Origin of the sequence: Amycolatopsis sp. NPDC051716 (assembly GCF_040681595.1) — a bacterium.
In the GTDB taxonomy this organism is placed as follows: Bacteria; Actinomycetota; Actinomycetes; order Mycobacteriales; family Pseudonocardiaceae; genus Amycolatopsis.
Window position 1 is genome coordinate 24,162 of record NZ_JBFAZA010000038.1, and the last position, 25,892, is coordinate 50,053.

Here is a 25,892-nt window from a genome sequence, read left to right on the forward strand (position 1 = left end):
CGGAATTCGAGACAGCGCCACCGCCCGGGCGCCAGGATGGGCGGCGCCCTGCCGCCGACGTGAGGACCCGAGGATGCGCCGTCTGCCCGCACTCGCCACCGCCGTGCTCACCGCCTCCGCGCTGCTGACCGCCGGAACCGCGCACGCCGCGAGCCCGCCGTTCCCCGCGTCGGTGTTCCGCGCGACCCACAACAGCTATTCGGGCAACGTCGACGGCGCCAAGAACTCCCTCGCCTACCAGCTCGACCACGGCGTGCGGTTCCTGGAACTCGACGTGCACGACAACGGCTACTCGACGTCCCACGACTACGCCATCGGGCACGACTCCCCCGGCAACCTCGTGGACCACGGCGGCGGCAACCCGGCGTCGAACGACCTCCGCGACTGGCTGGCCGTGGTGAACACGTGGTCCGCGCAGCACCCGGCCGCCGCGCCGATCGTCGTCATGCTCGACCTCAAGGACGACCTGACCGACAACCCGTCGTTCGCCGCGGGCAACCTGACCGCGCTCAACCAGGAGCTGGAGTCGGTGTTCGGCGCGCGGCTGCTGCGGGCGCAGGACTACCCGGCGGCGCAGCCGGACGTCGACGCGCTGCGCGGGCGCGTGCTGCCGCTGCTGTCCGGCGACGGCGGCTCCCGCACCGAGTACAAGCGGGACGTCGGCTACCACCCGGCGGTCGCGCTGAACGGCCGCGGCCAGGTGGTCGAGGTGCACGACTCCGGGGCCGGCGCGCTCTGGTACTGGACCGGGACCTACGGCGCGGACGGGCGGGTCACCTGGCTGCGGCACGGGAAGTACGACAGCGGACAGACGCCGGCCGTCGCGCTCAACGACAACGGCGACCTGGTCGAGGTGCACCAGTCGCAGGGCGCGACCACGCTCTGGTACCACGCCGGCAAGCTCGGCGCGGACGGCGAGATCACCTGGCAGGCGAGCCACCAGTACGACAACGGCGTGCTGCCGACGGTCGCCTTCACCGACGCGACGCACCTGCGGGAGATCCACCAGAGCCAGAGCGGCAGCCAGAACTGGGCCTGGACCGGCGTACTGGCCGGGACCACGGTGTCGTGGACGGGCAACGCCAAGACCTCCGACGCGCCGTTCGCGAAGGCGACGGCGACCAGCGCCGGCCGCACCGTGTCCGTGTGGACCGGCGCCGACGGCCCGACCTCGGCGCAGACGCTGCGGGCCGACACCGACCGGGTCGGCGGCGACCGGATCCGCTACCGCCAGGTCGCCTTCGACGAGTTCCAGAAGGGTGACAGCGCGGAGCTGCAGCAAGGTGCGCTGTTCTACGGCGCCCCGGCGACGGAGCCGGCGTTCATCACCGCGGCCCGGCAGGCGGGCAAGCTGGTCCGCGGCTGGGACTTCGACTCGGCGAGCCAGGCCACCGCTCCCCTGGCGAACTACCCGGCGACGAACCACCCGTACGACGCTTGGTACCAGAACCTGCTCGCCCAGGCGGGCGCGGTCGAGTAGCGGGCCCGCCGGCGAAGGTCCGGAACTGTCGGTGCCCTCCGGTAGCGTGGAAAACGGGGGGCGCCCCCGCGGCTGACGGCGGCCGTCAGCGCTTGGCCAGGGAGTGGTAAGCGGCCCTGGCGAAGCTCGGCCGCATGAAGAACCCGACCGTCCTGATCTCCGGCGCGAGCATCGCCGGACCCGCCCTCGCCGGCCTGCTGACCCGCTACGGCCGCACCGTCACCGTCGTCGAACGCGCGCCCGCGCTGCGGCCCGGCGGCCAATCCGTCGACTTCAAGGGCGCCACCCACCGGACCGTCCTCGAGCGCATGGGCATCCTCGACGACGTCCTGGCGCGCCAGACCGGCGGGCAGGACCAGACGATCGTCGACGCCGCCGGCCGCGCGCGGGCCGTGATCCCCGGCGAATTCACCGGCGGCGACATCGAAATCCGGCGCGGCGACCTCGCCGAAATCCTCTCCGCGCACTCGGGCTGCGAGTACCTCTTCGGCGACACCATCACGTCCCTGACCGAAACCGCCGACGGTGTGGACGTCACCTTCGCCCACGCCGAGCCGCGCCGGTTCGACCTCGTCGTCGGCGCCGACGGCATCCACTCGAACGTCCGGCGGCTGGCGTTCGGCCCGGAGCGCGGCTACGTCCGGTACCTCGGCTACCACTACGCCCTGGCCGAGCTCGGCGAAGACATCGCCGACGGCGACGCGGTGATGTACAACGAGCCGGGCCGGATGGCCGCGGTCGGCGGTCCGAAGGCGTCGGCGTTCTTCGTGTTCGCCTCGCCCGAGCTGGACTACGACCGCACCGACACCGGCCGGCAGCGGCAGCTGCTGATGGACGCCTACCGGGGCGGCGGCTGGCGGCTGCCCGAGCTGACGGCCAGGATTCCGCAGGCCCGGGAGTTCTACCTGGACTCGCTCAGCCGCGTCACGATCGACCACTACGCCCGCGGCCGGGTCGTGCTGCTCGGCGACGCGGCCTACGGCAACACCCTCGGCGGCTTCGGGACCGGCCTGGCGGTCGTCGGCGCGTACGTGCTCGCCGGGGAACTGCTCGAAGCCGGCGGCGACCACCGGGTCGCCTTCGCCCGCTACGAGCAGCTGATGCGGGACTACGCGAAGGTCTCGCAACGCGGCAGCGCGGGCCCGTTCCTCGCGCCGCCGTCCCGGCTCCGGATCAAGCTGCGGGACCGGACGTTCAAGTCCCGCTTCCTGCTCGGCCTGATGCTCAAGGCGACCGACAGGTTCGCCACGGACATCGAGCTGCCGGACTACGCCCCGGGCTCGTAAGCCAGGTTCGGCCGCAGCCACTGCTCGACCTCGGCGATCTCGACACCCTTGCGGCGGGCGTAGTCCTCGACCTGGTCGCGGCCGAGCCGGCCGACGGTGAAGTAGCGGGAGTCCGGGTGGGCGAAGATCAGCCCGGACACGCTCGCCGCCGGCGTCATCGCGTACGACTCGGTCAGGGCCATGCCCAGCTCGTCCGCCTCCAGCAGCTCGAACAGCTCGCGCTTCTGGCTGTGGTCGGGGCTGGCCGGGTAGCCGAGCGCCGGGCGGATGCCGCGGAACCGCTCCGCGTGCAGGTCTTCCAGCTCCGGCTGCGCGTCCGGCTCGAACCAGTCGCGGCGGGCCCGCAGGTGGATGTGCTCGGCGAACGCTTCGGCGAGCCGGTCGGCCAGCGCCTTGACCATGATCGCGCGGTAGTCGTCCTGCTCGGCTTCGAACCGCTTGGCCAGCGCCTCGGCGCCGTGGATGGCCACCGCGAAGCCGCCGAGGTGGTCGCCGACCGGCGCGATGTAGTCGGCCAGGCAGCGGTTCGCGCGGTCGGCGGGCTTCTCCGTCTGCTGCCGCAGCATCGGGAACCTGACGTGCGCGTACTCGCCGTCGAGCAGGATGTCGTCGCCTTCGCTGTGCGCCGGCCAGAACGCGTACGCGCCCTTCGCGGTGAAACCGCCGTCGGCGATGATCTGGTCGAGCAGGGTGTTCGCGTCGTCGAACAGCTCGCGGGCGACCGGCTGGTCCAGGATGGCCGGGTACTTGCCCTTGAGCTCCCAGGCCAGGAACAGGAACTGCCAGTCGACCATCTCCCGCAGTTCCGCGATGCTCGGCTCGAGCACGCGGACGCCGGTGAACTCCGGCGTCGGCAGCCCGTCGAACGCGACCTTCTCGGGGTTCGCGCGGGCCTGCTCGAGGGTGAGCAGCGGGCGGCGCTGCTTGCTCGCGTGCTGCTCGCGCAGCACCTCCTGGTCGGCCCGGTTCTTCTCGGCCAGCACGACCGAACGGTCCGCGTCGAGCAGGTCCGACACCACGCCGACCACGCGCGACGCGTCGAGCACGTGCACGGTGACGTTGTCGTAGGCCGGGGCGATCTTGACCGCGGTGTGCTGGCGGGACGTCGTCGCGCCGCCGATGAGCAGCGGCAGCTTCAGGCCGCGCCGCTGCATCTCGGTGGCGACCGCGACCATCTCGTCCAGCGACGGCGTGATCAGGCCGGAGAGCCCGACGGCGTCGGCGCCTTCGGTCACCGCGGTGTCGAGGATCTTGGCCGCCGGCACCATCACGCCGAGGTCGATCACCTCGTAGTTGTTGCAGCCGAGCACGACGCCGACGATGTTCTTGCCGATGTCGTGGACGTCGCCCTTGACCGTGGCGAGCACGATCTTGCCCTGGCCACCGGTGGAGGCCAGGCGGCCTTCCTGGCGCGCCTTCTCCTTCTCCGCCTCCATGAAGGGCTCGAGGTAGGCGACGGACCGCTTCATCACGCGCGCGCTCTTGACCACCTGCGGCAGGAACATCTTGCCGGAGCCGAACAGGTCGCCGACGATCTTCATGCCGTCCATCAGCGGGCCCTCGATGACCTCGAGGGGCCGCGCCATCTGCTGCCGCGCCTCTTCGGTGTCGTCTTCGATGTAGTCGACGATCCCGTGCACCAGCGCGTGGGACAGCCGTTCACCGACCGTGCCTTCGCGCCAGGAGAGGTCGATGACGCGCTTGGTGCCGCTGCCCTTGACGTTCTCCGCGAAGCTGACGAGGCGGTCGGTGGCGTCTTCGCGCCGGTCGAAGAGCACGTCCTCGACCAGCTCGAGGAGGTCCTTCGGGATGTCTTCGTAGACGGCGAGCTGGCCGGCGTTGACGATGCCCATGTCGAGGCCGGCCTGGACGGCGTAGAAGAGGAACGCCGAGTGCATGGCCTCGCGCACGACGTCGTTGCCGCGGAAGGAGAACGACAGGTTCGAGATGCCGCCGCTGGTCCGCGCGCCGGGGCAGCGCTCCTTGATCCGGGGCAGCGCCTCGATGAAGGCCTTCGCGTAGCCGTTGTGCTCGGAGATGCCGGTGGCGACGGCGAGGACGTTGGGGTCGAAGATGATGTCCTCGCCCGCGAAGCCCGCCTTCTCCGTCAGCAGGTCGTACGCGCGGCCGCAGATCTCCACCTTGCGGTCGGCGGTGTCGGCCTGGCCCTGTTCGTCGAAGGCCATCACGACGACGCCGGCGCCGTAGTTCCGGATCGTGCGGGCCTGGGCGAGGAACGGCTCCTCGCCCTCCTTGAGGCTGATCGAGTTGACCACGCCCTTGCCCTGAAGGCAGCGCAGCCCGGCCTCGAGCACGGTCCACTTGGAGCTGTCGACCATCACCGGGATCCGGGCCACCTCGGGCTCGGTGGCGATCAGGTTGAGGAAGGTCGTCATCGCCTGCTCGGATTCGAGCAGGTCGGCGTCCATGTTGACGTCGAGCAGGTTGGCCCCGCCGCGGACCTGCTCCAGCGCGACGTCGACGGCGCCCTGGTGGTCGCCGGATTCGATGAGCCGCCGGAACCGCTTGGAGCCGGTGACGTTGGTGCGCTCGCCGATCATCACGAACCCGGTGTCGGCACCGATGGCGAACGGCTCGAGCCCGCTGAAGCGCATGTGCGTGCGCGGCGCCGGCACCTCCCGCGGGCTGAGGCCCTTCGCCGCGGCCGCGATCTTCCCGATGTGCGCCGGTGTCGTGCCGCAGCAGCCGCCGACCACGTTGACCAGGCCGTCCCGCACGAACCCGCCGAGCAGCCCCGCCGTCTCCTCCGGCGTCTCGTCGTAGCCGCCGAACGAGTTCGGCAGGCCGGCGTTGGGGTGACAGGCGACGTAGGTGTCGGCGAGCCGGGAGAGCTCCTCGACGTGCGGGCGCGCCTCCGCCGCCCCCAGCGCGCAGTTGACCCCCACGACCAGCGGTTTCGCGTGCTCGATCGAGCTCCAGAACGCCTCGACGGTCTGCCCCGACAGCGTCCGCCCGCTCAGGTCGACGATGGTGACGGAGATCCACAGCGGCAGGTGCGGGGCGACCTCGCGCGCGGCGGCGACCGCGGCCTTGCAGTTCAGCGTGTCGAAGATCGTCTCGATCAGCAGCAGGTCGACGCCGCCTTCGGCGAGCCCGGCGATCTGCTCGGCGTAGGTGGCTTTGACCTGCTCGAACGTGACGGCCCGGTACGCCGGGTCTTCGACCTTGGGCGACAGGCTGAGCGTGACGTTGAGCGGGCCGATCGAGCCGGCGACGAACTTGCCGCCCACTTCGTCGGCGGCCTGGCGGGCCAGCTGCGCGCCGCGGACGTTCATCTCGTGGACGTGGGCCTGCAGGCCGTAGTCGGCCTGGCCGATGCCGGTCGCGGTGAAGGTGTTGGTCGTGGTGATGTCCGCGCCCGCGGCCAGGTACTGGCGGTGGACGTCGAGGATGACGTCCGGGCGGGTGAGGTTCAGCAGGTCGGGGTCGCCGGTGACGTCGTGGGTGTGGTCGCCGAAGCGGTCGCCGCGGTAGTCGGCCGGGGTCAGCCCGGCGCCCTGCAGCATGGTGCCCCAGGCGCCGTCCAAGACGGCCACGCGCTGATCGAGCAGCTCGCGCAGGCGTGCGGTCGCGTCGAACGCCGTGGACTCGTGCGGGGTGTTCACCGGCAGCCTCCCTCGATCGGGAGGCGCCCTTGGTTGGTCATTCCCGGCCGAGCGTGGCGGACCCCGTGGTCCGTTGCAGCGCCTCTCGGCCTGTGGTCCACGGTATCGGAACCGGGCCCGCGCACGCCATCCCGCCCCGCCGGCGCGTCCACGGACTGGGACGCTGTCTGTCCACAAAGGAATGTACCGGCCACGCTGCCTCCTCGTCGCGATCGGTTCGGATCCGTCCACCATGCCGCACCCGGCAGGCGGCACTCTGCTCCCTGCCTGCTTACCCGGGCCGCTTCCACCATCGTTCGATCGGCGCACAATGTTACTCTCCGCGGTTGTCGTCATCACTTTTCGTACTGCCGAGCCGGCTTGAAAACTGAAACACGTTCTAATAAGCTCCCCCGGTGGACTACGGAACAGTGCTGTTCACCAGCGACCGGGGGATCACCCCGGCGGCCGCGGCGCGGGCCGCGGAAGCCGCGGGGTTCTCGACCTTCTACGTCCCCGAACACACCCACATCCCGGTGAAGCGCGAGTCACCGCACCCGCGCACCGGGGACGCGTCGCTGCCCGACGACCGCTACAGCCGCACGCTCGACCCGTGGGTCGCGCTGGCGACGGCGGCCTCGGTCACTTCGCGCATCCGGCTCTCGACCGCCGTGGCCCTGCCGGTCGAGAGCGACCCGATCACCCTCGCCAAGACGATCGCCAGCCTCGACCACCTCTCCGGCGGCCGGGTCACCCTCGGCGCCGGCTTCGGCTGGAACGTCGACGAGCTGACCGACCACGGCGTGCCCGGGAACCGCCGCCGCACCGCGCTGCGCGAGTACCTCGAGGCGATGAGTGCACTGTGGACGCAGGAGGAAGCCGCCTACGCCGGGGAGTTCGTCTCCTTCGGACCGAGCTGGGCGTGGCCGAAGCCGGTCCAGGCACACATCCCGGTGCTGCTCGGCGCGGGCCCGACCGAGAAGACGTTCCGCTGGATCGCCCGCCACGCGGACGGCTGGCTCACCACGCCGGCCGACACCGACCTGGACGGGCACGTGACGCTGCTCAAGGAAATCTGGGGCGCCGAAGGGCGCGAAGGTGCTCCGCTGATCTGCGCGCTCGGCGAGCGGCCGGACCCGGAACGCCTGGCGCACCTGGATTCCCTGGGCGTGACCGAGACGATCTTCGGCCTTCCCGACCGCGCGCCGGACGAGGTCGAAGCCTGGATCGGGCGGCTGGCGGGCAAGCTCGGCCTCGCCGCCGTGCCCGCGCACTGAACCGGCGGGACACGGACGAATCCGTGCCCCGCCGGTGTTCGACCCCCCGGGGTCAGCTCTTGGCCGCGACGCCCTGACGGGCCCGCAGGTCGAGTTCGATCTGTTCCAGGCTGCGGCCCTTGGTCTCCGGGACCAGCCACTTGGTGAGCACGAACAGCACCACGTTCACCCCGGCGAACAGGAACATCGAGCCGCCGATGCCGAGGGACTTCGGGTCGGAGATGATCGGGAACACCGCGCTCACGATGCCCGTCGCCGCCCACAGGACCACGCTGCTGACGCCCATGCCGGTGGCCCGGTACTTCAGCGGGAACACCTCGGACATCATCACCCAGACGACCGCGCCCCAGCCCAGCTCGTACCCGACCAGGTAGAGCACCATCATCACCAGCATCAGCAGGCCGCGCGTGCCGGTGTCGTGGACGTTCAGCACGACCAGGCCGGCCGCCACCAGCGTGACCACCATGATGACGTTGCCGATGAGCAGCAGCGGCTTGCGGCCCCAGCGGTCCACCACGAACACGACCCACGCGGTGAACAGGAACTTCGTCACGCCCAGCAGCACGCCGGACAGCAGCGCCGCCTGGGTGGCGAAGCCGAGCCCGATGAGCATCGTCGGGAAGTAGGCGTTGATCGCGTTGACGCCGCTGAACTGCTGGCCGATCGCGAGCAGCAGCGCGACGACGATCATCGGCCGCACGAAGCCGGAGAACAGGTCGCGGATGCGCGGCTTCTCCTCGGTGTCGAGCCGGATGACCTCGTGGATGGTCGCGATCTCTTCGTCCAGGTTCACGCTGCTGCCGTGCGCGCTGGCCAGGACCCGCCGCGCCTCGTCCTCCTGGCCGTTCTTGACCAGCCAGCGCGGCGTCTCCGGCAGGAACACCAGCCCGATGAGCAGGATCACCGCCGGCACGATCGCGCCGGCGAACATCCACCGCCACGCCGAGATCGGCCCGAGCCAGTAGCTGACCAGGAACGCGATCAGGATGCCCAGGACGATGAAGATCTGGTTGAGCGCCCCCATCGCGCCCCGCCACTTCGCCGGGGCCAGTTCGGACAGGTAGGTCGGGACGGTCGACGAGGAAAGCCCGATGCCCAGCCCGATGATCAGGCGCGAGAGCACCAGCAGCACGAACGTCGGCGAGAAGCTCGCCGCCAGCGTGCCCACGATGACGATGCCCGCGGCGACCATGATCGTGCGGCGCCGGCCGAGGGCTTCGTTGGTGCGGCTGGACAACAGCGCGCCGACGATCGCACCGACCGACAGGCTGGCGGTGATCACGCCCTTGTCCCAGCTGGTCAGCGCCCACAGTTTCCCGATGAACGGGAGCACCCCGGAGATCACGCCGAGGTCGTAGCCGAAGAGGATGCCGCCGAGCGCGCCGAAGAAGTACAACGTTGTTCGGCCGATGTGCCGCGCCGATGCTGTCTGTGTACTTGACTGATCGGTCATTGCCGGGTCGCCTCTTTCTTGAGTGCAGTCGAGCGTAGGTCCAGTCCAGCCAGCGGCCACCACACTCACACGCCGGAAAATGGCGGGCAAGAAGATCCGCGATAACAATTCAGACACCTGATCGTCATTCACGTATGTGATTCCGGCAAAAGCGGCACCCACCGGACGCGAAGCCGGGTCCCACTCCGTCTCTGATCCACTGTGGACAGTGTGGATCGCCGAAATCGTCGAACGCTTTACAACGCTCCGAACACTGGTTTACCGTCCCTCTGGAAGCGCTCCCAGAATGTGGAGGCAGAGGTGCACAACGTCGTGCCAGAAACTCATTCCCCCGTCGGGTTCCGGTCAGCGAGACGGCTGCTCGCCAGTGCGCTCGCCGTTCTCGTGCCCGCCGTCGTCGCGGTCACCGCCGGCGCACCGGCCTCCCCCGCCGCGCCGGCGGCCGCCACCACGACGTGGCGCAACGCCGAGATCGCCGGCGGCGGGTTCGTCCCCGGGATCGTCTTCAACCAGACCGAACCCGGGCTGGTCTACGCCCGCACCGACATCGGCGGGGCGTACCGGTGGAACACCGCCACCGGCCGCTGGCTGCCGCTGCTGGACTCGGTCGGCTGGACCGACTGGGGGCACAACGGCGTCGTCAGCCTCGCCACCGACGCGGTCGACCCGAACCGCGTCTACGTCGCCGCCGGGATGTACACCAACAGCTGGGACCCGAACAACGGCGCCATCCTGCGCTCGGCCGACCGCGGCGCCACCTGGCAGGCGGCGGCGCTGCCGTTCAAGCTCGGCGGCAACATGCCCGGCCGCGGCATGGGTGAGCGGCTCGCGATCGACCCGAACCGCAACAGCGTCCTCTACCTCGGCGCGCCGAGCGGGAACGGGCTGTGGCGCAGCACGGACTCCGGTGTCACGTGGGCGAAGGTCACCAGCTTCCCGAACCCGGGCAACTACGCGCCCGACCCGAGCGACACGACGGGCTACTCCAGCGACATCGAAGGCGTCACCTGGGTGACGTTCGACCCGTCGACCGGCACCCGCGGGAGCACCACGCAGACGATCTACGCCGGTGTCGCGGACAAGCAGAACACCGTCTACCGCAGCACCGACGGCGGCACGACGTGGGCGCGGCTGGCCGGCCAGCCCACCGGGTTCCTGGCGCACAAGGGCGTCGTCGACCCGGCCGGCGGCTACCTCTACCTCGCGACCAGCGACACCGGCGGCCCCTACGACGGCGCGAAGGGCGACGTCTGGAAGTACGCCACGAAGACCGGCACCTGGACGCGGATCAGCCCGATCCCCTCCGACAGCTCCGACGACTACTTCGGCTACAGCGGGCTGACGATCGACCGGCAGCACCCGAACACGCTGATGGTGGCCACGCAGGTGTCGTGGTGGCCGGACGTGATCTTCTTCCGCAGCACCGACGGCGGCGCCACCTGGACCCGGATCTGGGACTTCTCGAGCTACCCCGACCGGTCGCTGCGCTACACGCAGGACGTCTCCTCGGTGCCGTGGCTGACCTTCGGTGTCCAGGCCGCTCCCCCGGTGCCCTCGCCCAAGCTCGGCTGGATGACCGAGTCGGTGGAGATCGACCCCTTCGACTCGAACCACCTGCTCTACGGCACCGGCGCGACCATCTACGGCACGTCCGATCTCACGAAGTGGGACAGCGGCGGGAAGATCACGATCAAGCCGGTCGTCGGCGGCCTCGAAGAGACCGCGGTGCTCGACCTGATCAGCCCGCCTTCGGGCGCTCCCCTGCTGTCCGGCCTCGGTGACATCGGCGGGTTCCGGCACGACAGCCTCGACGCGGTCCCGGCCACCATGTTCACGCAGCCGGTGTTCACCACGACCACCAGCCTCGACTACGCCGAACTGAACCCGGCGACGATCGTGCGCGCCGGCACGCTCGACCGGTCCGCGCGGCCGAACGACAACCGGATCGCCTTCTCCACCGACGGCGGGAAGAACTGGTTCCAGGGAGCGGAGCCGGGTGGGAACGCCAGCGGCGGCACGGTGGCCGCGGCCGCCGACGGCAGCCGGTTCGTCTGGAGCCCGGACGGCGCGAACGTCAGCTACTCCGTCGGCTTCGGCTCGTCGTGGACGGCGTCGGCGGGCCTCCCGGCCGGCGCGGTGGTCGAGTCCGACCGGGTCGACCCGAAGCGGTTCTACGGGTTCGCGGCGGGCAGGTTCTACGTCAGCACCGACGGCGGTGCGAACTTCACCGCGACCGCGGCCACCGGGCTGCCCGCCGGCTCCGCGCACTTCAAGGCGATGCCGGGCGTGGCCGGGGACATCTGGCTGGCCGGCGGCTCCGGCGCGGCGTACGGCCTGTGGCACTCCACGAATTCCGGAGCGTCCTTCACGAAACTGGCGAACGTCGCCGAAGCCGACAACATCGGGTTCGGCAAGGCCGCGCCCGGCCGGACGTATGCCGCGTTGTACACGATCGCCGGCATCGGCGGGGTGCGCGGGATCTTCCGCTCGGACGACGCGGGAGCTTCGTGGACGCGGATCAACGACGACCGGCACCAGTACGGCAACATCGGGGCGGCGCTGACCGGCGATCCGCGCGTGTACGGCCGGGTGTACGTGGGCACGAACGGCCGCGGCGTGATCGTGGGCGAGTCCGGGGGCAGCGAGCCACCGCCGCCCACGAGCACCACGCCGACCACCACCACGACGACCCCGACGACCACGACTCCGACGACCACCACCACGCCCACGACGACCACCACGCCGGTGCCGTCGGGGTCCTGCACCGCGGCCTACACGATCACCAACCACTGGCAGGGCGGGTTCCAGGCCTCGGTGAAGGTGGGCAACACCGGCACCGCCGCGGTGACCGGGTGGACCGTCACGTGGACCTACGCCGACGGGCAGCGGGTGACGCAGGCGTGGAACGCGCAGGTCACCCAGAACGGCGCGGCGGTGACGGCGCTGGACGCGGGCTGGAACAAGACCATCCCCGCGGGCGGGAGCGCGGAGTTCGGGTTCACCGGGACGGCGGGGACGGTGAACGGCAAGCCCGCGGCGATCTCGCTCAACGGGAAGGCCTGCACGACGTCCTGAGCAGGTGCCGCGAATGACTCGTTCGGGGCCGCCAAGGTCCGAATGAGTCATTCGCGACCTCGGGGAGCGCGGGCGGGAAGGGGGTTTCAACCCACCCCCAGGCGGTTGAAACCCCCTCCCCGCGCCCCCAGTCCGGGGCCTCGGCCCCGAGCAGCCGCAGCCTGCTCGGGGCGACATCCCCGGTGAGGTCCACTCTTCCCGGTGCCGACGGCAGCCGCCATTCCTGCCCAAAGGGGACTTTTTCGGCTGTTCATAACCCCGCTGAGCTGCGGAAACACGCTGAAGAGGTGCCGAAAATACCCACCCGGGCGGGCAAAAGTTACCCGGCGGACAGCGCCGGCTCAGGCACTCTCCAGCACGACCTTCCCGACGTGGGTCCGGGACTCCAGGTGCTTGAGCGCCTCGGCCACCTCGTCGAAGGCGAACCGGCGGTCGATCACCGGCTTCAGGCCGGTCCGCTCGATCGCCCGGTTCATCGCCCGGAACGTCTCGCGGGAGGCGTTGGTGAGGCCGCGCAGGGTCAGCTGCTTGACCAGCACCAGGATCGGGTCGGCGGCGCCTTCGTGGGTCAGGACGCCGGCGACGCTGACGTGCCCGCCGTACCGCGCGGCGAGCATCGACTGGCCGATCGTGCCGCCGCCACCGACGTCGACGACGTGGTCGACACCGCCGCCGGTCAGATCGGCCACCGCCGCTCCCCACTCCGGGGTGGTCACGTGGTTGAGCGTCTCGGCCGCCCCGAGCGCGCGCAGCCGCTCGAGCTTCTCGTCCGAGCCGGACGTCGAGACGACGTGGGCGCCGCCGAGCGCGGCGAACTGCAGCGCGAACGTGGACAGGCCGCCGCTGCCGAGGGTGAGCACGGTCTGCCCCGGCGTCAGCCGGCCTTCCTCGACGACGGCGCGCCAGGCCGTCACGCCGGCGCTGGGCAGCGTGGCGGCTTCGGCGTAGTCGAGGTGCGCGGGCACCGCCACCAGGGCGTCCTCGGCGAAGACGGCGTACTCCGCGAGTACGCCGTCGAGAGTGCCGCCCAGGTCGTCCGCGGTCTTCTCCGGCGTGCCGGGACCGGCCAGCCAGTCCGGGAAGTACGTCGCCGCCACCCGGTCGCCCGTGGTCCAGGCCCGCACCCCGGCACCGACCGCGACGACCTCGCCCGCGCCGTCGGACAGCGGGATCACGTCGGGCTTCACCGGCTTCGGGTAGAAGCCCTTGAGGATCATCAGGTCACGGGCGTTGACCGCCCACCCGCGCAGCCGGACCAGGACCTGGCCGGGACCGGGCTCGGGAACGTCCCGCTCGCCCAGGACGAGCCCGGCGCCGGGGCGGGGCAGGGAAAAGAACTTCACAGCAGCTCCAAGAGGTCGGGGACACGCCTCACCGCGGCCAGTGTGTCGAAGCCGCGAGCTCGCCGTCGACGGCCGCCAGCAGTTCCGGGGTGAGTCCGGCGAGCGAGGTCGCGAAGTGGCGGACGCCGAGGGCGGCCATGAACTCCCGCTGCCGCGCGTGAGCGGGGCTCGACGGGAACCCGACGAACCCGGCGCCGTGCGCGCGGGCGTCCTCGGCGACCCGGCTGACGTCGTCGACGAACACGATTTCGTCGAAGGCGACGCCGAACACGGTCCGCGTGATGTGGTCGACGCCCGGACGGTGCTCGTTGATGCTCACGTAACCCACCTCGGGATCGAGCAGGTCCGCGAAGTCACCCAGGTACCGGTCGAAGGTGTGCTCGCGGGTCCGGCCGCCGTAGCAGACCAGCCGCACGGGGAGCTTCGCCAGCGCCTCCAGGCAGTCCCGCGCGCCTTCGGCCACCCGGATCGGGTGCTCGGCCAGGTAGTCCTGCCGCGCGGCCCACAGCTGTTTCAGCGTCTGCTCGGCCGGCTGGTCCAGACCGCAGAGGCGGGTGATCTTTTCGGCGACGACGATGTCGCGCAGCCCGATGACGTCCCGCTCGGCCGCGGCGTCGTAGCGCCCGCCGTGCTCGGTGACGAACCGGGCGATCATGGCCAGGTAGGTGTCGTCGATGAGCACGCCGTCGCAGTCGAGCGCGACCACGCGCAGCTTTTCGAACCGGCTCACCGCTGCGCGAACACTTCCCGCGCGGCCGCGATGGCGTTGAGCGCGGCCGGGAAGCCGCAGTAGAACGCCAGGTGCAGCACGGTTTCCACGGCCTCCTGCTCGGTGCCGCCGACGTTGAGCAGCCCGTGGATGTGCACCTTCAGCTGCGGCAGCGCGGTACCCAGGGCGACGCAGGCGGCGATCGTGACGATCTCGCGGTGGCGCAGGCTCAGGTGCGGCCGGGTGTAGATCTCGCCGAAGGTGAATTCGACGATGTAGGCGGCCAGGTCCGGGGCGATGTCCCGCAGTCCCGCGGCGACCTTCTCCCCCGCCTCGCCGTCGACGGCCCGCATCGCCGCCAGGCCGCGCTCGTAGCGGTCCTCGATGCCCGCCCACGGCACGTCGGCGACCTCTTCGGCCGGGGCCGGCTCCTCCTCGGGCAGCCCCGCGAAGGCCGCCTTGAGGGCCCCCAAGGCGTTGAGCGTGGCCGGGAACCCGGCGAACGAGCTGACGTGGATCACGGCCTCGATCAGCTGACGGCGGGTGCAGCCGACGTTGAGCGCGGCCTTGGCGTGGAACTGCAGCTGCGAACCGGCGTAGCCGAGGGCGGTGAGCGCGGCGACGGTCACCAGCTGCCGCTCCGGCAGCGGCAGGCCGGGCCGGTGGTAGACGTCGCCGTAGATGAACCCGACGCACTGCTCGCCGAACTCCGCCTCCCCGATGCTCTCGAACAGGTCCAGCACGGCCGGCCGGTCGGCCCCGCCGAGTTGCTGGATGAGTTTCAAGCCCTGGGCGAAGGACGCGGAGCGGTCCTGCTGCTGCAGGTCGGACATCGTGGAGTGGTTTCCCTTCCGGTTCGGGGCCGGCCGCGGCTCAGCCGAGGTAGGCCCGGGTGGCCTGGCCGGCCTTGCGGCGTTCGAGGGTGCCGACGCGCCCCTGGGCGATCATCGAGTACTCGATGCCGGCGGTGGCCACGGTGCGCCCCTGCTGGCGCACCGACGTCGTGGCGCGGAACTTGAGGTGGGTGTCCCGGTCGAGGTCGGATTCGACGATCAGCGACTCGACCGTGGCCGGGAGCGGGAACAGGAAGTCCTGGAAGGACAGGTCGATCCGCTTCCACACCCCGGCGTAGGCCACCGGGGAGAGCCCGGGGCGGATCGCGGTCTCGAACTGCGCGATGCAGATCTGCCGCATCGCCTCGATGATCACGATGCCCTGCACGTGCTCGCCGGTGTGGTGGTCGAGGACCAGCTCGTTGTCGCGGTGGATCCGCAGCTCGGCCCGGCAGTGCGTGGGGGCCGGGCTGTGCACGCCGGCGAGCAGGACGTTCTCCGGCCGGTCCTTGTGGACGACGACGGGTGGCTCGGACGGCCGCCGGAACGTGGCCGGGTCCGCGAGGCACACCGTTCCTTCGCTCTTCTCGCAAGCGGTTTCGAGCCGCTCGGCGTCGGTCGCGTCGATGCCCTGGCCGAAGTGGACGATCCAGTGGCAGCCCGGTACCACCGGGCCGCCGGGGCCGAGCAGGGCCAGCAGGCCCGACAGCGTGAACACCCGGTCCTCCCGGGCGAACTGCGCGAAGCGGTCGGCGACCACGACGACGTCCCGCCGGGTGCGCCCCTCGAACGCCCAGGCCGCGCACGGGGTCATCGGGCACGAGACGTCGTGCGGTGCCACCTCGGGCGCCTCCGTCCGGGTCGGGTCTGGCGTCACGGCCGCGCCGAAGCGTGGGCGTCCTGGAGTGCTTCGGCGATGGTGCGGGCCGTCGTGGCCGACCGCCAGCGCGGCGCGGCCAGCTCGGTGACCATCAGCTTCAGCATGGCGCGCACCATGTCCGGCTGCTTGCCCACCCCCGCTTCCAGCAGCGGTCCGACCTGCGCGGCGGCGCCGTCGAGGTCGTCGAGCCGCAGGTGGGCGCGGCCCGTGTCGATCCGGATCATCGGATCCATGGCTTCCCAGCGGTTTTCCGTCGACAGCTTTTCGAAGGCTTCGCGGGCGGTGGAGAACTCGCGCAGCGCGGCCGAGGCCTGCCCGACCGAAAGCAGCGCGTTGCCCGCCATGTAGTGCCGCCGGTCCTTGGTGATGTTGAAGAAGCTGTCCTCCCCGCCGGCCCCCAGGTCCGGGTCCTCGATGGCCGTCCAGCGCGCGATCGCGTCCAGCACCTGCCGCTCCGCCCGCACCGACGACCAGCCGCGCGCCTCGGCGAGGATGAGCGGGGCGTCCGTGAGGCGCCCGCCCACCTGGTAGTTGAGCCCGTCGGCGGCGAGCTTAGCGGACTCGATGCCGTTCCCGGCCCAGAACGCCACGCGGGCCTGGGACGTGCGCACCCAGCGCCGGGCGAGGAAGTCGTCGGCGTACTGGGTGTAGAGCCAGGCGGCGGAATTGAGTTCGCGCGAGAGCCGGTACCGGCCCAGGTCCCCGGCGATCCAGGCCATCATCGCGCTCGACTTCGCCCCGACGAGCAGGAGGTCCTGCGTCTGTTTCGGCCGCTGACGCCCCTTCAGCAGGAACGCGGTCCGGTCGGCGATCACCGCGAGCTGGCCGAGGATGGAATCGGGCGCCATGCGGGTGTAGGCGCCGCCGAGGAAGTCGAGGTCTGCCCACAGATCGTCGAGCTGGGCGTCGTCCACGTTGGTGCTGGTGAGCAGCATGGCGTCGCCCAGGGCGCCGGCGCCGATCTCCTCGTCCGCCCGGGCGGCGATGCGTGCCGGCGGCGCCGCGGGCTCGGGGGCCGCGGCGATCGCGGGCTCCGGGTCGGCGTGGTACTCGGCGAGGTCCTTGGCCGGCAGCTGCTCGAGATCACGCAGGCCCAGCAGGCACTTCCAGCCGGTGCCGTAGACCTTGGCCAGCACCCGCAGCGCCGCGACGGTGGGCCGGACCCCGCGGTCGGGCCACTGTTCGTACTCCCAGATCCGGGTGCCGCGCATGCCCGCCCTGGGGTCTCCGGTGACGGCGTTGTACTGGTGCGCCGCGACGTCCAGGGAGAGCTCGGACGCCAGCCGCCACGCCGTGCGCGGCGGGATCCCGCACTCGACGATCAGGTTCTTCGCCACCTGGGCCGGGATCGCCTCCTCGGGAAAGCCCAACGCGGTCAGCCTGTCCCGCAGTTGCGCTCGGTAGGGCTTGCTCCCTGGTTTGGCCTGTCGACTCATCGTTCATCCAACGATTTCCGGAGTACGGGGGCTCCCCACGACGACCCTACCGCAGCGTGACGGCGGCGGCCCAGGTCGTCACGCGGGCGGGAACCGTGTGATTTCCGAGAAGTTGAGTACGCAACAAGGATTTCCGCCGGACGAGTCCGCACGTCCCCGCCTGAGAGCGCTCCCAATTCCGGCCGCCGGCGCCCGTTCGTAATCTTGGGAAGGATTTTTCGGAATCCACCCCAACGGCGGCGTCCCGGCCCCTGCCCCGGTGGCGCACTGCGACGGGGACATGTCCTGCGCCCCAACGAGTTCGGCCGTTCAGGAGCGTTCAGTGGCGAGGCCGGGCGCACCGGCTGCGGAAAACGGACCACCGGATGGGCCTGCGTCCGGGTCCCTCTTTACAAGCGCGACACACCGGGGTTACCTTTCCGGCGGCTGGAAGCGCTCCCATGCCAGGTCGCCTCGCCAGAACGCGGCCACCACCCAGGGGCGTCGTGGTGCAGGCCACGGCGCCCCTGTCCGCGTCCGGAGGAGGAGCCATCCCATGAACAGGACCGCCGGCGCACTGGCCGCGCTCTGCCTCGCCGCGGCCGGCACCACCGCGATCGTCGTGGCCGGTCCGGCCGCCGCCGCGCCCGCGTGCTCGGTCGCCTACCGCCTCAACCAGTGGCAGTCCGGGTACACCGCCGACCTCACGGTGACCAACGGCGCCACCGCGGTCTCCTCCTGGACACTCACCTGGCACTACGCCGGGAACCAGTCCGTCACGTCCGCGTGGAACGCCACCGTCCGCCAGAGCGGGACCGCGGTCACCGCGCAGAGCCTGTCCTACAACGGCGCGCTGCCGGCCGGCGGCTCGGTTTCCTTCGGCTTCCAGGGCACCTACAGCGGGACGAACGACACGCCCACGGACTTCGCGCTCAACGGCGTCTCGTGCGGCGACCCCGCGCCCCCGACCTCGACCACGCCGACCACCCCCACGACACCGACTACCCCGACGACGCCCACCACCCCGACCACGACGACGTCCGGACCGCCGCCCGCCGGCTGCGCGAGCGCCACGATCTGCGACGACTTCGAGCAGCAGACCGGCAGCACCCCGGGCGGCCGGTGGACCGTCGGCGCGGCCAACTGCACCGGCACCGGCACGGTCGCCGTCGACACCTCGGTCGCGCACTCGGGCGGCCGCTCGGTCAAGGTCGCCGGCCAGGGCGGCTACTGCAACCACGCCTTCCTCGGCACCAGCCTCACCGGCGTCGGCTCGAGCCACCTCTTCGGCCGGTTCTGGGTCCGGCACACGACGGCGCTGCCCACCGGGCACGTCGCCTTCATGGCGATGCGCGACAACGCCGACGGCGGCCGCGACCTGCGCGCCGGCGGGCAGAACCGGGCGCTGCAGTGGAACCGCGAGTCCGACGACGCGACGCTGCCCGCGCAGAGCCCGGCCGGGGTGGCCCAGAGCGTCCCGCTGGCCACCGGCACCTGGTCGTGCTTCGAGTTCGAGGTCAACGGCGGTGCGGGGCAGCTGCGGACGTGGCTGAACTCCACCGAGGTGCCCGGCCTGGTCGTCGACGGCGTGCCGACGCCCGACATCGACCAGCAGTGGCTCGCCAAATCCTGGCACCCGGCCCTGACCGACCTGCGGCTCGGCTGGGAGAGCTACGCCGGCGACGCCGACACGCTCTGGTTCGACGACGTCGCCGTCGGCACTTCCCGGATCGGCTGCTGAGGCGTCCCGGCTACCGGCCGAGGACCTTCTCGATCCCGGCCAGCTCGTCGTCGGTGAACTCGAGGTTCGCGGTGGCGGCGACGGTGTTCTCCAGCTGGGCGACGCTGCTCGCGCCGATCAGCGCGGAGGTGACGCGGCCGCGGCGCAGGACCCAGGCGATGGCCAGCTGGGCCAGCGTCTGCCCGCGCTGCCCGGCGACTTCGTTCAGCGCGCGGATGGTCGCCAGGGTGTCCTCGGTCAGCCGGTCGCCGGTGAGGAACGGGCTGGTGCCGGCCGCGCGGGAGTCGGCCGGGATGCCGTCGAGGTAGCGGTCGGTCAGCAGGCCCTGGCTCAGCGGCGAGTACGCGATCGAGCCGACGCCGCGGGAGTCGAGGGTGTCGAGCAGGCCGTCTTCGACCCAGCGGTCCAGCATCGAGTACCGCGGCTGGTGGATCAGCAGCGGCGTCCCCAGCTCCTTCAGCGCGGCGAGCGCGGCCTCGGTCTGCTCCGGCGAGTAGTTCGAGATGCCCGCGTACAGCGCCTTCCCCGACCGGACGGCGGTGTCGAGCGCGCCCATCGTCTCCTCGATCGGGGTGTCCGGGTCCGGGCGGTGCGAGTAGAAGATGTCGAAGTGGTCCAGCCCGGTGCGGGCCAGGCTCTGGTCGAGGCTCGCCAGGAGGTTCTTGCGGGAGCCCCACTCGCCGTAGGGGCCGTCCCACATCAGGTAGCCCGCCTTGGACGAGACCAGGATCTCGTCGCGGTAGGGGCGGAAGTCGGCGGCGAAGTGCCGCCCGAAGTTCGCCTCGGCCGAGCCGGGCGGCGGGCCGTAGTTGTTGGCCAGGTCGAAGTGCGTCACCCCGAGGTCGAACGCCCGGCGCAGCACGGCCCGCTGGACGTCGAGGGGTTTGTCGTCGCCGAAGTTGTGCCACAGGCCGAGCGACACGGCGGGCAGCTTCAGCCCGCTGCGCCCGGCCCGCCGGTAAGGCATGTCCGCGTATCGGTCTTCGGCCGCGGCGAAAGGCGACATGGTGCTCCTTCTCGGAAGGGGGCGGCGAGCGGTGGTGAGTTCGCCCGAGTCTAGCCGCGGGTGATCACCGCGCCGGCGAACGACGCCGCGGGCGGCAGGTCCGGCAGCACCGTCGCCTGGTAGGCGTGGTAGACGTCCGGCTTGCCGGCCCACACCGTCGCGGCGGGCCGGTTGCCCGGGTCGAGTTCGTGGTGCCACGAACCGAGTTCGCGGTCGACGAAGCAGGCTTCGGCGTGCGCGCACCATTCCCCGAAGCGGGCGAGGTAGGCCGGGTCACCGGTTTCCTGGTGCAGCGTCCACGCCGCGGCCATCGCCTCGGTGACCACCCAGTGCAGCCGGGTGCGCACCACCGGCGTCCCGGCGAAGTCGGTCGTGTAGACGAACCCCGGCCGTCCGTCGACGGCCCAGCCGTACCGGACGGCCGCCTCGAAGAGCGCGGCGGCGTCGGGCACCAGCCACGGCGGCGCGGCGTCCCCGAGCGCCCGTCCGAGGTGGACGGCCAGCCGCGCCCATTCGAAGAGGTGCCCGATGGTCGCCCCGAACGGGCGGAACGGGTGGGCGGGCTCGCCGCGGTTGAACTCCAGCCGGACGCGCCAGTCCGGGTCGTAGTGCTCCGGGAGCAGCCAGCCGTGCGCGCGGGCTTCGCCGTGGATCAGGCGCTCCACAATGGACAGCGCACGCGCCGCCCACACCGGGTCGCCGGTGACGTCGGCGGCGGCCAGGAAGGCCTCCACGGTGTGCATGTTGGCGTTGGCGCCGCGGTAGTCCTCCAGGCGCGTCCAGCCGCGGTCCCAGACGTCGGCGACGAGCCCGGCCGACGGCTCCCAGAACCGGCGTTCGACGACTTCGAGGGCTTCGCCCAGCAGCCGTTCCCCGCCTTCGGCACCGGCCGCGGCCGCGCTCGCGGCCGCCAGCACGACGAACGCGTGCTCGTAGGCCCGCTTTTCGGGCAGGGCCGTCGAGGCGTACCAGCCGCCGTGCTCGGCGTCCCGCAACGGGCCGGTCAGCGCCGCGACGCCGTGGGCGACCTGCTCGCCGGTGTCCGCTCCCCGCAGCGACGCGAGCGCGAAGACGTGCGTCATCCGGCAGGTGATCCAGGTCTCGACGGGTCGGTCGAGCACCGGCCGCCCGGCGTCGTCGAGCCAGGCGAACCCCCCGGCCGGGTGCGCCGCGCCGCGGGCGAAACCGAGCAGCCGGGCGGGTTCGGCCCGCACCCAGGCGGGAACCGAAGACGGACTGTCCACTCTCTGCCTTTCTCCACCGGCGCGCCCCGTTCGACGGCCCCCGCCAACGTAGGCCAAGGCCCCCGCCCCGGCCATCGCGGGCTGTTCCGGAAGTGACCCCCACCGCGTATCCTGACCTTGGAAGCGCTCCCAGTCTTCGACGCACGCAACCCAATGAAGGGACTGACGTGACCAGGAGACGAAGTACCATCCTCGCCGCCGTCACCGTGCTGCTGGCGAGCCTGACCGCGATCCTGCTGAACACCGGGACGGCCGAGGCGCACGGTGCCATGATGAAACCGGGCAGCCGGACCTTCCTGTGCTGGCAGGACGGGCTCAGCTCGACGGGTGAAATCAAGCCCCAGAACCCGGCCTGCGCGGCCGCGGTGGCGGTCAGCAGCGCCAATTCGCTGTACAACTGGTTCGGCGTGCTGCGGTCCGACGGCGCCGGGCGCACCCGCGGGTTCATCCCCGACGGGAAGCTGTGCTCGGGCGGGAACCCGAACTACGCGGGCTTCGACGGGGTCGGCAACTGGCCGCTGACCCACCTCTCGGCCGGTGCGCAGTTCGACTTCTCGTACAACGCGTGGGCGGCGCACCCGGGCTGGTTCTACACGTACGTGACCAAGGACGGCTGGAACCCGAACCAGCCGCTCACCTGGGACTCGCTGGAGGACCAGCCGTTCCTGACGGTGGACCACCCGCCGGTGACCGGCCAGGTCGGCACGGTGGACGGCCAGTACAAGTGGAGCGGCGCGCTGCCGTCGAACAAGTCCGGCCGGCACATCATCTACTCGGTGTGGAAGCGCTCGGACAGCGCCGAGACCTTCTACGGCTGTTCGGACGTCACCTTCGACGGCGGGCACGGCGAGGTCACCGGCGTGAAGGACCCGGGCACCGGCACGACGACCACGCCCACGACCCCGACGACCCCCACCACCCCGACCACACCCACCACCCCGACGACGCCCACCACGCCCACCACGCCGACCACCCCGACGACTCCGGCGGGCTCGTGCATGGCGATGTTCGAGATCACCAACACCTGGAGCGGCGGCTACCAGGCCACGGTGACGGTGATGAACCACGGCACGCGGGCGTTCACGAGCTGGCAGGCCGGGTGGACCCTGCCGGCGGGCCAGACGGTCGCCAGCGTGTGGAACGGCACGCTGAGCCAGTCCGGTTCGGCGGTCACGGTCCGCAACGCCAACTGGAACGGCACCGTCGCGGCCGACGGCACGACCACCTTCGGGCTGGTCGTCAACACCACGGGAGGCAGCGCGGCACCGTCGCCGACGTGCCAGGGCACCTGAATCGTCCTGAGTGGACAGTCCGTGAAGGCCACCGCGAGGGACTCGGAGTTCCTCGAGGTGGCCTTCACGGATTCGCCGGGCCGGTGCTGCCGCGGGTGATCAGCCGCGGCCGGGAGGCGCAGACGTCGCCGGGGCGCTCCCCCGCCAGCACGTCGTGCAGGACGGAGGCCGCGAGCGCGCCGAGTTCGGCCAGCGGCCGCCGGATCGCGGTGAGCGCGGGGCGGACCAGCCGGCAGAGCGGGGTGTCGTCCCACGACACCACCGAGAGGTCCTTCGGCACCGCCAGGCCGAGTTCGCGCGCGGCCGCGAGCGCGGCCACCGCCAGGTCGTCGGTGTCGCACAGCAGCGCCGTCGGCCGCGGGCGCGCGGCCAGCACCCGGCGGACCGCGTCGGCCGACGGTTCGGGGTGGACGGTGCCCGGGTACGGGAGGCCGGTCGCCGCCGTCGTGAACGCCCGCCGCCGCGCCGCGGGGTCGGCGAACACCGCCGCACCCGCGATGCGGACCACGTGCCGGTGCCCCAGCGCCGCCAGGTACGCCAGCGCTTCGGCGGCCCCGGTGACGTCGTCCACGAGCACCGAGGGCACCCCCGGCACGCCGCCCGGCCCGCCGAGCACGACCGCCGGCAGGCCGATCCGCACCAGCTCGGCCGCACAGCCCGGCGTGGTGAGCAGCACGCCGTCGACCTTCCGCTCGGCCCGCCACCGGCGGTAGACGGCCAGCGCGGCGTCGCGCCCGGCGGCGACCTGCACCAGCAGCTCGCCCTCGAACCCGTCGAGCAGGGCCGGGACGAACACCTCCGGGGGCCGGTCGAGCACCAGGCCCAGCGCCCCGGCCCGGCCGCCGGACAGCGCCCGCGCGGTGCTGCTGGGTGCCCACCCGAGCTCCCGGGCGATCTCGGTGATCCGCCGCCGGGTGGCCTCCGAGACGCCGGGGCGGCCGTTGAGGGCGTAGGAGACCGCGCCTTTGGAGACGCCGGCTTCCTTCGCGATGTCGGTGATCGTCGGACGCTTCATCGCAGCCTTCCTTCACACCACGAGTCTGTGCTCCACGGGTCTGGGCATGCCGGGTCCGGGCTCCCCGGGTCCGGGCTCCCCGGGTCTGGGCACCCCCGGTCCGGAAACGACAGGTCCCGAAACCACCGGGGCCGGAGCCCGCGGTCCGTGTCCGCGCGGACACCCGCTGTCGCGCACCTTGACACCCGCCGCACCGGGAAACAAGACTCGCCCCGGGAGCGCTCCCAGCCAACGGGGGCCGGGAGCGTGCCGCGGATGGGGAGTGCGCGCGCATGAGGCAGATCCGAAGACAACCGGCCTTCGCCGCCGTCGTCGTCCTGCTCTTCCTGATCGGGGGATGCGGACCGGGCACGCCGGAGCGGATCACGCTCACGGTGTCGACGTTCGGCCAATTCGGCTACGAGGACCTCATCCCCGGTTACGAGTTCACCCACCCCGGCCTCACCATCCGCCAGGTCCGGACCGAGCAGGGCGGACCGTACCACCAGGACCTGCTGGACAAGCTGCAGAAGGGCCAGGAGCTCGCCGACATCCAGGCCGTCGAGGAGGGCCACCTCGCCGACGTGCTCGCGTTCGCGGACAAGTTCGCCGACCTGACCGAGATCGGCCCGCCCGACGTGAAACCCGGCCGGTGGCTGGAGTGGAAGTACGAGGCCGGCCGCAGCAAGGACGGCAAGCTCGTCGGCTACGGCACGGACATCGGCCCGCTGGCCATGTGCTACCGCAAGGACCTGCTCGAAGCGGCCAACCTGCCCACCGACCCGGGCTCGGTGAAGACGATGTTCGCGACCTGGGACAGCTTCTTCAAGGCCGGCGAGAAGTACGTCCAGCGCTCGCACGGCAAGCCGTGGTTCGACTCCTCGGCGCAGATCTTCAACGCCAAGGTCAACCAGCTCCCGGTCGGCTACCTCGACCGCGAAAACCATCCCACGCTGGAGACGAACACCGCGCTGAGGGACGCCTGGAACCAGGTCACCGCCGCGGTCAAGCAAGGGCAGTCGGCCGGGCTCACCGCCTTCGAAGACGACGGCAACAACGGCCTGCGCACCGGCGCCTTCGCGACGAAGGTCTGTCCGTCGTGGATGCTCGGCATCATCGAACAGCAGGCCGGGGTCGGCAACGCGGGCAAGTGGGCGATCACCGACGCCTTCCCGGACGGCGGCGGCAACTGGGGTGGTTCCTACCTCACCGTGCCGGCCTCGAGCCCGCACCAGAAGGAGGCCGCCGCGCTCGCCGCCTGGCTGACCGCGCCGGAGCAGCAGCTGCACGCGTTCCGGGTGAGCGGGAACTTCCCCAGCCAGGTCGACGCCTTCACCTCCCCGGACCTGCTCAGCGAGATGAACGCCTACTTCGGCGGGGCGCTGAGCGGCCAGGTCTTCGTCGCCCAGGCCCGCAAGGTCGGGAAACCGCAGTACAAGGGGCCGGGCGACGGCAAGATCCAGGAGACGGTGATCGCGCCGGCGCTCAAGTCGGTCGAGCAGGGCGCCGATCCGGCCGCCGTCTGGCAGCAGGTGCTGATCGGGGTGCACCGGCTCGTCCCCTGACCGGAAACCCGCTCGTCGGCGCGGGCGGGACCGGGCAAGGTGACGGGCATGGTCACTCCCCTGCCCGACCCCTGGCGGCACCACACGATCCGGCACCCCGGCCCCGGCGACCACCTCCCGGTGCTGGCCGTCCTCGACCGCTGGTGGGGCGGCCTCGGCGGCGAGGCGGGCTCCCGGCAGCGCGCGCTGCTGCTGCCGAAGCTGATGTTCCAGCACTTCACCGACAGCAGCTTCCTGGTCACCGCGGACGACCGGATCGTGGCGTTCCTGATCGGGTTCCTCTCGCCGTCGCGGCCGGCCGAGAGCTACATCCACTTCGTCGGCGTCGAGCCCGCCGGACGCGGCCGCGGGCTGGGCGCGGCGCTGTACGAGCGCTTCTTCGCCTACAGCGCCGCGCACCGGCGCTCGGTGGTCCGGGCGATCACGTCGCCGGAAAACAAGGGTTCGCACGCGTTCCACACCCGGATGGGGTTCGTCACCGAACCAGGGCCGAAGGACATCGATGGGGTGCCGGTCCAGCCCGACTACGACGGGCCGGGCCTGGACCGGCTGAGCTTCCGCAAGGACCTCGGCTGAACCGCCGGAGGTGCGCGCCGCGGGATCCGGCCCGGGGTCACCCCCGGCCGGATCCCGCTGTCCCGCTCGGACGCCTCAGGCGTCCGGGCGTGACCAGGGCGGCGGGCCCGGCGGGACG

Annotated in this window: 18 protein-coding genes and 1 riboswitch; of the genes, 8 read left to right on the forward strand and 10 right to left on the reverse strand. The window is 71.6% G+C overall.

Annotated features, from left to right (window positions below; genetic code table 11):
• Window positions 1–73 precede the first annotated feature (73 nt).
• Window positions 74–1,480 (forward strand): hypothetical protein, encoded by a 1,407-nt coding sequence (locus tag AB0M30_RS38130; protein ID WP_364594542.1) that lies wholly within the window; start codon window positions 74–76, stop codon window positions 1,478–1,480.
• Between the two features lie 134 nt (window positions 1,481–1,614).
• Window positions 1,615–2,766 (forward strand): FAD-dependent monooxygenase, encoded by a 1,152-nt coding sequence (locus AB0M30_RS38135; RefSeq protein ID WP_364594545.1) that lies wholly within the window; start codon window positions 1,615–1,617, stop codon window positions 2,764–2,766.
• On the opposite strand, the gene metH is transcribed toward AB0M30_RS38135, so the two are convergent.
• Window positions 2,748–6,392 (reverse strand): methionine synthase, encoded by a 3,645-nt coding sequence (gene metH, locus AB0M30_RS38140; protein WP_364594548.1) that lies wholly within the window; start codon window positions 6,390–6,392, stop codon window positions 2,748–2,750. The two genes, AB0M30_RS38135 and metH, sit on opposite strands and share 19 nt — an antisense overlap.
• A 14-nt stretch (window positions 6,393–6,406) precedes the next feature.
• Window positions 6,407–6,485: riboswitch (S-adenosyl-L-homocysteine riboswitch) on the reverse strand.
• Window positions 6,486–6,787: 302 nt separating this feature from the next.
• On the opposite strand from metH, the gene AB0M30_RS38145 reads away from it, so the two are divergent.
• Window positions 6,788–7,648, forward strand: coding sequence for an LLM class F420-dependent oxidoreductase (locus AB0M30_RS38145; protein ID WP_364594551.1), 861 nt, complete (start codon window positions 6,788–6,790; stop codon window positions 7,646–7,648).
• 52 nt (window positions 7,649–7,700) lie between these two features.
• Here the strand turns inward: AB0M30_RS38145 and AB0M30_RS38150 are convergent, their stop codons facing one another.
• Entirely contained in the window at window positions 7,701–9,101 is a 1,401-nt protein-coding gene (locus AB0M30_RS38150) for a sugar porter family MFS transporter (protein ID WP_364594554.1), read from the reverse strand.
• 312 nt (window positions 9,102–9,413) lie between these two features.
• Between AB0M30_RS38150 and AB0M30_RS38155 the strand changes: the two genes are divergently transcribed.
• Window positions 9,414–12,176 carry a cellulose binding domain-containing protein gene (locus AB0M30_RS38155; RefSeq protein WP_364594557.1) on the forward strand — a complete coding sequence of 921 codons (2,763 nt, stop codon included), beginning with the start codon at window positions 9,414–9,416 and terminating at the stop codon, window positions 12,174–12,176.
• Window positions 12,177–12,517: 341 nt separating this feature from the next.
• Here the strand turns inward: AB0M30_RS38155 and AB0M30_RS38160 are convergent, their stop codons facing one another.
• The 5 genes from AB0M30_RS38160 to AB0M30_RS38180 are packed head-to-tail and all read right to left on the reverse strand — an operon-like array spanning window position 12,518 to window position 17,311.
• Window positions 12,518–13,519: an NAD(P)-dependent alcohol dehydrogenase gene (locus AB0M30_RS38160; RefSeq protein WP_364594560.1), complete on the reverse strand. Its 1,002-nt coding sequence runs from the start codon at window positions 13,517–13,519 to the stop codon at window positions 12,518–12,520.
• Window positions 13,520–13,547: 28 nt separating this feature from the next.
• On the reverse strand, window positions 13,548–14,249 hold the full coding sequence (locus tag AB0M30_RS38165; RefSeq protein ID WP_364594563.1) for an HAD family hydrolase: 702 nt from the start codon (window positions 14,247–14,249) through the stop codon (window positions 13,548–13,550).
• Window positions 14,246–15,061 carry a carboxymuconolactone decarboxylase family protein gene (locus AB0M30_RS38170; protein WP_364594566.1) on the reverse strand — a complete coding sequence of 272 codons (816 nt, stop codon included), beginning with the start codon at window positions 15,059–15,061 and terminating at the stop codon, window positions 14,246–14,248. The genes AB0M30_RS38165 and AB0M30_RS38170 overlap by 4 nt, the downstream gene beginning before the upstream one ends.
• Window positions 15,062–15,101: 40 nt before the next feature.
• Window positions 15,102–15,902 carry an AfsA-related hotdog domain-containing protein gene (locus tag AB0M30_RS38175; RefSeq protein WP_364594569.1) on the reverse strand — a complete coding sequence of 267 codons (801 nt, stop codon included), beginning with the start codon at window positions 15,900–15,902 and terminating at the stop codon, window positions 15,102–15,104.
• A 32-nt stretch (window positions 15,903–15,934) separates the two neighbouring features.
• Window positions 15,935–17,311 carry a hypothetical protein gene (locus AB0M30_RS38180; RefSeq protein WP_364594572.1) on the reverse strand — a complete coding sequence of 459 codons (1,377 nt, stop codon included), beginning with the start codon at window positions 17,309–17,311 and terminating at the stop codon, window positions 15,935–15,937.
• Between the two features lie 601 nt (window positions 17,312–17,912).
• Between AB0M30_RS38180 and AB0M30_RS38185 the strand changes: the two genes are divergently transcribed.
• Window positions 17,913–19,097, forward strand: a complete 1,185-nt coding sequence (locus AB0M30_RS38185; protein WP_364594575.1) for a cellulose-binding domain-containing protein — start codon at window positions 17,913–17,915, stop codon at window positions 19,095–19,097.
• Between the two features lie 10 nt (window positions 19,098–19,107).
• On the opposite strand, the gene mgrA is transcribed toward AB0M30_RS38185, so the two are convergent.
• Window positions 19,108–20,103 carry an L-glyceraldehyde 3-phosphate reductase gene (gene mgrA / locus AB0M30_RS38190; protein WP_364594578.1) on the reverse strand — a complete coding sequence of 332 codons (996 nt, stop codon included), beginning with the start codon at window positions 20,101–20,103 and terminating at the stop codon, window positions 19,108–19,110.
• Window positions 20,104–20,153: 50 nt separating this feature from the next.
• A complete protein-coding gene (locus AB0M30_RS38195; RefSeq protein ID WP_364594581.1) occupies window positions 20,154–21,347 on the reverse strand; it encodes an AGE family epimerase/isomerase in 1,194 nt (397 codons plus the stop codon).
• Window positions 21,348–21,514: 167 nt separating this feature from the next.
• On the opposite strand from AB0M30_RS38195, the gene AB0M30_RS38200 reads away from it, so the two are divergent.
• Entirely contained in the window at window positions 21,515–22,639 is a 1,125-nt protein-coding gene (locus AB0M30_RS38200) for a lytic polysaccharide monooxygenase (protein WP_364594584.1), read from the forward strand.
• A 64-nt stretch (window positions 22,640–22,703) separates the two neighbouring features.
• Here AB0M30_RS38200 and AB0M30_RS38205 read toward each other — a convergent pair whose 3' ends face one another.
• A complete protein-coding gene (locus tag AB0M30_RS38205; protein WP_364594587.1) occupies window positions 22,704–23,654 on the reverse strand; it encodes a LacI family DNA-binding transcriptional regulator in 951 nt (316 codons plus the stop codon).
• Between the two features lie 272 nt (window positions 23,655–23,926).
• Here AB0M30_RS38205 and AB0M30_RS38210 point away from each other — a divergent pair, with 272 nt between their 5' ends.
• Both AB0M30_RS38210 and AB0M30_RS38215 read left to right on the forward strand, forming a co-directional pair.
• Window positions 23,927–25,198 (forward strand): ABC transporter substrate-binding protein, encoded by a 1,272-nt coding sequence (locus AB0M30_RS38210; protein WP_364594589.1) that lies wholly within the window; start codon window positions 23,927–23,929, stop codon window positions 25,196–25,198.
• A gap of 48 nt (window positions 25,199–25,246) precedes the next feature.
• Complete coding sequence (locus tag AB0M30_RS38215; RefSeq protein WP_364594592.1) at window positions 25,247–25,774, forward strand: GNAT family N-acetyltransferase; 528 nt, start codon at window positions 25,247–25,249, stop codon at window positions 25,772–25,774.
• Window positions 25,775–25,892 lie beyond the last annotated feature (118 nt).

Bases quoted from the DNA above. Each gene is read 5' to 3' on its own strand.
- AB0M30_RS38130 (WP_364594542.1), top strand. From the start codon at position 74: ATGCGCCGTCTGCCCGCACTCGCCACCGCCGTGCTCACCGCCTCCGCG.
- AB0M30_RS38135 (WP_364594545.1), top strand. From the start codon at position 1,615: ATGAAGAACCCGACCGTCCTGATCTCCGGCGCGAGCATCGCCGGACCC.
- AB0M30_RS38150 (WP_364594554.1), bottom strand. From the start codon at position 9,101: ATGACCGATCAGTCAAGTACACAGACAGCATCGGCGCGGCACATCGGC.
- AB0M30_RS38170 (WP_364594566.1), bottom strand. From the start codon at position 15,061: ATGTCCGACCTGCAGCAGCAGGACCGCTCCGCGTCCTTCGCCCAGGGC.
- AB0M30_RS38185 (WP_364594575.1), top strand. From the start codon at position 17,913: ATGAACAGGACCGCCGGCGCACTGGCCGCGCTCTGCCTCGCCGCGGCC.
- mgrA (WP_364594578.1), bottom strand. From the start codon at position 20,103: ATGTCGCCTTTCGCCGCGGCCGAAGACCGATACGCGGACATGCCTTAC.
- AB0M30_RS38205 (WP_364594587.1), bottom strand. From the start codon at position 23,654: ATGAAGCGTCCGACGATCACCGACATCGCGAAGGAAGCCGGCGTCTCC.
- AB0M30_RS38210 (WP_364594589.1), top strand. From the start codon at position 23,927: ATGAGGCAGATCCGAAGACAACCGGCCTTCGCCGCCGTCGTCGTCCTG.
- AB0M30_RS38215 (WP_364594592.1), top strand. From the start codon at position 25,247: ATGGTCACTCCCCTGCCCGACCCCTGGCGGCACCACACGATCCGGCAC.